At 67.9% G+C, this 5,719-nt stretch carries 6 protein-coding genes and 1 pseudogene; 4 read left to right on the top strand and 3 right to left on the bottom strand.

What is annotated here, in order from left to right:
* Positions 1-812 precede the first annotated feature (812 nt).
* The gene (locus AC51BJ_RS00035) at positions 813-1,391 is read left to right on the top strand and encodes an NAD(P)H-dependent oxidoreductase (RefSeq protein WP_496278918.1); all 579 of its coding nucleotides are present in this window, start codon (positions 813-815) and stop codon (positions 1,389-1,391) included.
* Positions 1,392-1,397: 6 nt separating this feature from the next.
* Here the strand turns inward: AC51BJ_RS00035 and AC51BJ_RS00030 are convergent, their stop codons facing one another.
* Together AC51BJ_RS00030 and apaG are read right to left on the bottom strand one after the other, a co-directional pair.
* Positions 1,398-1,988, bottom strand: coding sequence for a class I SAM-dependent methyltransferase (locus tag AC51BJ_RS00030; RefSeq protein WP_496278917.1), 591 nt, complete (start codon positions 1,986-1,988; stop codon positions 1,398-1,400).
* An 11-nt stretch (positions 1,989-1,999) separates the two neighbouring features.
* Positions 2,000-2,383, bottom strand: coding sequence for a Co2+/Mg2+ efflux facilitator ApaG/CorD (gene apaG / locus AC51BJ_RS00025; RefSeq protein ID WP_019919320.1), 384 nt, complete (start codon positions 2,381-2,383; stop codon positions 2,000-2,002).
* Between the two features lie 122 nt (positions 2,384-2,505).
* On the opposite strand from apaG, the gene rpe reads away from it, so the two are divergent.
* The 3 genes from rpe to trpE all read left to right on the top strand — a co-directional run bounded on the left by rpe (position 2,506) and on the right by trpE (position 5,549).
* Positions 2,506-3,213 (top strand): ribulose-phosphate 3-epimerase, encoded by a 708-nt coding sequence (gene rpe, locus AC51BJ_RS00020; RefSeq protein WP_024300601.1) that lies wholly within the window; start codon positions 2,506-2,508, stop codon positions 3,211-3,213.
* Positions 3,214-3,215: 2 nt separating this feature from the next.
* Positions 3,216-3,893 carry a phosphoglycolate phosphatase gene (locus AC51BJ_RS00015; RefSeq protein ID WP_496278916.1) on the top strand — a complete coding sequence of 226 codons (678 nt, stop codon included), beginning with the start codon at positions 3,216-3,218 and terminating at the stop codon, positions 3,891-3,893.
* 183 nt (positions 3,894-4,076) lie between these two features.
* A complete protein-coding gene (gene trpE / locus AC51BJ_RS00010; protein ID WP_496278915.1) occupies positions 4,077-5,549 on the top strand; it encodes an anthranilate synthase component I in 1,473 nt (490 codons plus the stop codon).
* Positions 5,550-5,589: 40 nt separating this feature from the next.
* Here trpE and AC51BJ_RS00005 read toward each other — a convergent pair.
* Positions 5,590-5,719, bottom strand: a pseudogene (locus AC51BJ_RS00005) (IS110 family RNA-guided transposase); the annotation flags it as partial.

The raw sequence follows: 5,719 nt of genomic DNA, 5'->3' as shown, positions 1-5,719 counted from the left end.
TGATCGGTGCTTGGGGTGAGGGCGGGACATCTCTCCCACTGTCTGTACGTGCTTGCCGTCAGATCCGAGCTCGGTCCCTCCGCCCGACAAGCTATTCCTACGCTTGCCACGGTAGAACATACAAGCGAGCTTGCTCGCGATGCGGCTGTCGCTGGCCGCCGGCTTTGTTCGATGCCGCTATCACGAGCAAGCTCGCTCCCACGAGCCTGGGCAAAGGCCTGAGCGAGGAACCCTGCGGGAGGCCCATTGCTGCCGACGGGGCCTGAACCAAGAGCCGCACACTGCCCACCGCCGCTGTCGGGGTCAGAAGACCCCTCCCACAGAGCTCCTGATCCGGCCGCGGATCGGGCACACCTCCTACAGAACCCAGGCGCTGGCCACGGGACGGGCGCACTCCTTGTGGGAGCGAGCTTGCTCGCGATGCGGCTGTTGTCGGCCACCGGCTTCGATCGAGGGTGCAATCGCGAGCAAGCTCGCTCCCACGGTATTGGGCACAGGACTGTGCGCGGGATCTGTGTGGGAGGCCGCCATTGCTGCCGACGGGGCCGGAATCAAGAGCCGCACACTGCCCTCCGCCGCTGTCGGGTTCAGAAGACCCCACCCACCGGAACCCCGTGCGGGCACCGGCCGAGGGCCTGGGCGCGTCCTCTGTGGGAGGGGTCTTCTGACTCCGAGCGGGCCGCGGTGTGCCGCCAGCTTTTTTCACGCGAGCGACGCACTCCTGCTGTGCGATACCCGACCCTGATCCCGCTCAAGGGCCGGACGCGCCCGGCTGGTCATGATGAAGGCCTCTGCATTGCAGGAGCCCCGCCATGAGCCGCATCGTCGTCATCCAGGGTCACCCGGAATCCCGCCCCGGGCTGTTGCGCGCGCTGGCCGACAGCTATGTGGCCGCCGCGCGAGCCGCCGGGCACACGGTAAGCGTGATCGACGTGAGCCGGCTTTCCTTTACCGTGCTGCGCTCGAAAGCCGAATGGTCAGCGCCGGCGGAAGGCGACATCGCGCAGGCTCAGGTGCTGATCGCCGACGCCGAGCATCTGGTGGTGTTTTTCCCGATCTGGCTGGGCACCTTGCCGGCGGTGCTGAAGGCCTTCTTCGAACAGGTGTTCCGTCCGGGTTTCGCCATCGGCGAAGGGCGCGGGCGCAACCCCTTCACCCGGCTGCTGAAAGGTCGGTCGGCGCGGCTGGTCGTCGCGATGGGCATGCCCGCCTGGCTGTTCCGCACCTTCTATCTGGCGCACGGCGTCATGAGCTTCAAGCGCAACATCCTGCATTTCGTCGGCATCGAGCCGGTGCGCAGCACGCTGATCGGCAGCGTCGACGCGATGGATGATGCGGGCCGTGCGCGCTGGCATGCGCGGATGCGCCGCCTGGGCCGCGACGCGGCGTGAGCCGGCTCAGGTTCTCAGCAGCCGCACCCGCCTGAACCAGCCGCCTAAGGCCGCCGGCTCGTCGCTGACGATGCCGAAGGGCAGCCCATCGAGCGCGTCCTCCAGCACGACGTCGAGCCGGGTGGCGATGCGGCCGGCCAGCGGCGACAGCAGGCGGCGCAGCGGGGCAGGGCGGCCGCGGCGCAGGAACTTGTCCAGCACCAGCGCCGCACCGCCCGGGCGCAACACGCGCGCCGCTTCGCGCAGGCAGGCGGCGCCATCCGGCACCACGGCGACGATCAGGTGCAGCACCACACAGTCGAACTGCGCGTCGGCGAAGGGCAGGCGCATCGCGTCGCCGCGCACCGCGCCGTAGTTCAGGCCGGAGGCCCTTGGCAGGCTGCGTGCGAGCATGGCGGCGTTGAAGTCGATCGCGGTGTAGCGGTGATCGGCGGGCAGGTGGGGCAGGTCCAGCCCGGTGCCGACACCGACCAGCAGCACGTCGGACGAGGTCCGCGGCAGGTGGGCCAGGCTGGCGCGGCGGGCGCCGAGCGACGCGGCGGCGACCACCGTGTCGTAGAGGGGGGCGAGGCGGGTATAGGACGAGGCGAGCGACATCGCCTCGTGGCTCAGTGCAGCACGCGCGGCATGGCCAGCGTGAATTCCGGAATGTCGGCTTCGAACTGCGTGCCGTCCTCGGCCACCATCTGGTAGCTGCCGCGCATCGTGCCGACCGGCGTGTTCAGCGCGCAGCCGCTGGTGTATTCGAACTTCTCGCCGGCTTTCAGCAGCGGCTGCTGGCCGATCACACCCAGCCCGCGCACCTGCTGCTCGGCGTTGTTTGCGTCGCGGATGATCCAGTGCCGGCTGATCAGCTGCGCCGGCACGGTGCCGGTGTTGGTGATGCTGACGGTGTAGGCGAACACGAAGCGGCTGTCCTCGGGGTCGGACTGCTCTTCGACATAGCGTGCCTGCACGCTCACCGTCACTTCGTATTTTTTCGATTCGGCCATGCCTTCTATTTAACCGAACTCCGATGACGCGGCAAGCGGTGCGCACGCACGTATCGGCGACACGCGACAGGGCGACGCTTCCGACCCGATACAATCGCGGCTTCGACCTTCGGAGCCGCACCGTGAGTACCACCAATCTGGATTACCTGATCGCCCCCAGCATCCTGTCCGCCGACTTCGCCGCCCTCGGCCAGGAAGTGCGCAACGTCATCGCCTCGGGCGCCGACTGGATCCACTTCGACGTGATGGACAACCATTACGTGCCCAACCTGACCATCGGCCCGCTGGTGTGCCAGGCGCTGCGACCGCACACCGAGGCGGTGATCGACGTGCACCTGATGGTGAAGCCGGTGGACCGCATCATTCCCGATTTCGCCAAGGCCGGCGCCAATGTGATCACCTTTCACCCGGAAGCGTCCGAGCACGTCGACCGCACGCTGTCGCTGATCCGCGACCACGGCTGCCAGGCCGGTCTGGTGTTCAACCCGGCGACGCCGCTGCACTACCTTGACCACGTGATGGACCGCCTCGACGTCGTGCTGCTGATGTCGGTAAACCCGGGCTTCGGCGGCCAGAGCTTCATTCCGTCCTCGCTCGACAAGCTGCGCGCGGTGCGTGCCCGTCTCGACGAATACGTGTCGCGCACCGGCCGCCATATCCGGCTGGAGATCGACGGTGGCGTCAAGATCGACAACATCGCCGAAATCGCGCGCGCCGGCGCCGATACCTTCGTCGCCGGCTCGGCCGTGTTCGGTGCCGGCAAGGACAGCGACCCGCACCGCTACGACAGCGTGATCGCCGCGCTGCGCAAGCAGCTGGAAGCGGTCTGAGCATGACGCAGCGCTTCGCGGTCGCCGCCATCACCTTCGACCTCGACGGCACGCTGCTCGACACCGTGCCCGACCTCGCTGCTGCCGCGCAGGACATGGCAGTCGAACTGGGCGTTCCGCCGCGCCGCGAGGACGAGGTGCGGGTGTTCGTCGGGCGTGGCATTCCGAACCTGGTCGAACGCTGTCTCGGCGAGCGGGCGCAGGATGCGGCTTTTCTCGCGCGGGCGATCGAGGTGTTCAAGCGCTGCTACCGCGTGCGCAACGGCGTGCGTGCCGTGCCTTACGACGGCGCGCACGACACGCTGGCGTCGCTGCAGGCGGCCGGTTTCAGGCTGGCCTGCGTCACCAACAAGGCGGTCGACTTCACGCTGCCGCTGCTCGAACAGATGGACATGCGCCATTTCTTCGGCAGCGTGGTCGGCGGCGACACCCTGCCGCAGAAGAAGCCCGACCCAGCGCCGCTCTTGCACGCGGTGCGTGAACTGGGCGTGGCGCCGTCGGCCGCGCTGCACGTCGGCGACTCGTACAACGACATCGACTGCGCCCGCAATGCCGGCATTCCGGTGCTGGGCGTGCCCTGGGGTTACAGCGAGGGGCGCGTGCTGGACGCAAAAGATTGCGATGGGCTACTATCCTCGCTCCCCGATCTGCTCGACCGGGTCACGCTTTCGACCGCCTGAGCCGACGAAACCACTACGCACCGAAGCCGAATGGACAGCCCGAATTCCAAGGAGACACCCGCCCGCAGCTGCGCGCCCGCGCCCCTGCACGGGTACCTGTGGCGAGCCGCCTGAGTCCGCTCCTGGTCAGGCGCGCGCGGTGACACCGCGGCGTCGTTCGAAACCCCGCTCTCCGGTCTGTCCATGAATCAAGATCAATTCGAGGCGCTTGCACGCGCCGGCTACAACCGCATTCCCGTTTCGCGCCAGGCACTGGCCGATCTCGACACCCCGCTGTCCGCCTATCTGAAACTGGCCGACGTACCGTATTCCTATCTGCTGGAATCAGTGCAGGGCGGCGAGCGCTGGGGCCGTTACTCGATACTCGGCCTGCCGGCGCAGACGCGCATCGTCGTGCGCCGCGACCGGATCGAGGTGCTGCGCGACGACGCGGTGATCGAGCGGACGGAAAGCAGCGACCCGCTGGCCTTCGTCCAGGCCTTCCTCGCCCGCTACCGCGTCCCCGACCTGCCGGGCCTGCCGCGTTTTTCCGGCGGTCTGGTTGGCTATTTCGGCTACGACGTGGTGCGCTACGTCGAGCACCGGCTCGCCGCCGGCTGGGACAAGGCCGATCCGCTGGGCGTGCCGGACATTCATCTGCTGCTGTCGGACGAGCTGGCGGTGTTCGACAACCTGTCCGGTCGGCTCACCTTCATCGTCTATGCCGATCCGGCGAAGCCGGACGCGCTGGACAATGCGCATCTGCGCCTCGACGCGCTGACCGCGCGCCTGCGTTCGCCGCTGCGCGAGCCCGACACCCCGCGTGGCGAATCGGTGGCCGCGGAATCCGGCTTCGGCCACGACGCCTACTGCGCCGCGGTGGAGAAGGCGAAGCGCTACATCTTCGACGGCGACATCATGCAGGTGGTGCCGTCGCAGCGCATGAGCAAGCCGCTGGCGACCACGCCGATGGCGGTGTACCGCGCGTTGCGTGCGCTGAATCCGTCGCCCTACATGTACTTCTTCAATCTGGGTGATACCCACATCGTCGGCGCCAGCCCGGAAATCCTGGCCCGCCTCGAAGGCGACAAGGTGACCGTGCGTCCGATCGCCGGCACCCGCAAGCGCGGCGCCAACGCCGAGGAGGACCGCGCGCTGGCCGAGGATCTGCTGTCGGACGAGAAGGAACGTGCCGAGCACATCATGCTGGTCGACCTCGGCCGCAACGATCTGGGCCGCGTCGCCGCCACCGGCACGGTGGAGGTGACCGACCGCATGGTGGTCGAGAAGTACTCGCACGTGATGCACATCGTCAGCAACGTCGAAGGCGTGCTGAAGCCGGGCCTGACCGCGATGGACGTGCTGCGCGCCACCTTCCCGGCCGGCACCGTCAGCGGCGCGCCCAAGGTGCGCGCGATGGAAATCATCGACGAGCTGGAGCCGGTCAAGCGCGGCATCTATTCCGGCGCCGTCGGTTACCTCGGCTTCAACGGCGGCATGGACGTCGCCATCGCGCTGCGTACCGCGGTGATCAAGGACGGCGTGCTGCACGCCCAGGCAGGTGGTGGCGTGGTGATGGATTCGACGCCCGAAGGCGAGTGGCAGGAAACGCTGAACAAGGCGCGCGCCGTGCTGCGTGCCGCGGAGCTGGCCGAAGCGGGGCTGACGCCCGGCTGACTCCAGCCCGAGGCCGCCGCCCGCGGTTTTGTGGGAGATTCTATGTTCCGCCGCAAGCGTTTTCGTGTTGTTTCGGGACATAGTCTGCGGCGTTCTTCATCAGTGAGAAGGCAACGCGCGCGAGTTTTCGGGCCAGCGCAACAAGCGCCTGGGTGCGGCTGAATCCGCGC

It is taken from the genome of Methyloversatilis sp. S146-33, assembly GCF_059552495.1.
This window is presented reverse-complemented; position numbering and strand designations above follow the sequence as displayed.

Bases quoted from the DNA above. Each gene is read 5' to 3' on its own strand.
- AC51BJ_RS00030 (WP_496278917.1), bottom strand. From the start codon at position 1,988: ATGTCGCTCGCCTCGTCCTATACCCGCCTCGCCCCCCTCTACGACACG.
- AC51BJ_RS00015 (WP_496278916.1), top strand. From the start codon at position 3,216: ATGACGCAGCGCTTCGCGGTCGCCGCCATCACCTTCGACCTCGACGGC.
- trpE (WP_496278915.1), top strand. From the start codon at position 4,077: ATGAATCAAGATCAATTCGAGGCGCTTGCACGCGCCGGCTACAACCGC.
- AC51BJ_RS00035 (WP_496278918.1), top strand. From the start codon at position 813: ATGAGCCGCATCGTCGTCATCCAGGGTCACCCGGAATCCCGCCCCGGG.
- apaG (WP_019919320.1), bottom strand. From the start codon at position 2,383: ATGGCCGAATCGAAAAAATACGAAGTGACGGTGAGCGTGCAGGCACGC.